Below are 662 nucleotides of genomic sequence, written 5' to 3'. Positions count from 1 at the left end.
CCAGCCCAGGCGCTCGCGCGGCCTGCGGTTCAGGTCATCATACACCGCCGCGACCTCCTCGTCGCTCACGGCGTCGAGGTCGCAGCCCTTGGGGAAGTACTGGCGCAGCAGCCCGTTGGTGTTCTCGTTGGTCCCGCGGTCCCACGGATGGTGCGGCGGGCAGAAGTAGCACTCGGCGCCGACGGCCTCGGTGAACAGCTCGTGCTCGGCGAACTCCTTGCCGCGGTCGAGGGTGACCGTCCTGCAGGGCCTCCCGCGCATCGACGACACCATCGCCTCCCTGACCGGCCCCTTCCTCCTCGACGGCGACTTGCCGCCGGCGAGGAGCCCGCTCATGCGGTCGACCATGGTGAGCAGGCACGCCCCGCCGGCGCGCCCGGCGACCGTGTCGCCCTCCCAGTCCCCGACGCGCGAGCGGGCGTCCGCCGCCGCCGGCCGCTCGGACAGCTCGTGCGACACCCTGATCTTGCCCCGCGTCTCCTCCGCGCCCCGCCCGCGGCGCCTGCCGCCCCGCCTGAGCCTCGCCGCCGCCTTCCTGCCGCCCACGCGGCGGTCGAGCCTGCCGGAGCGTATCTCCCGGTAGATCGTGGTGTCGCTGACGGCCAGCCCGGGGCGCTCGAGCGCGATCCTGCCCTCGAGCTGCTCGGGCGACCAGCGGCCCT

At 74.5% G+C, this 662-nt stretch carries 1 protein-coding gene; it reads right to left on the bottom strand.

Annotated elements, in window-relative coordinates; translation table 11 throughout:
* Positions 1-662 (bottom strand): IS30 family transposase (locus H6A15_RS10220; RefSeq protein ID WP_204673647.1); only part of this gene is annotated, 662 nt, incomplete at both ends.

Origin of the sequence: Enorma phocaeensis (genome assembly GCF_016901575.1) — a bacterium.
Lineage (GTDB): Bacteria > Actinomycetota > Coriobacteriia > Coriobacteriales > Coriobacteriaceae > Limicola > Limicola phocaeensis_A.
Note: the sequence above shows the minus strand (reverse complement) of the source record. Positions and strands in the feature narration are given on the sequence as shown.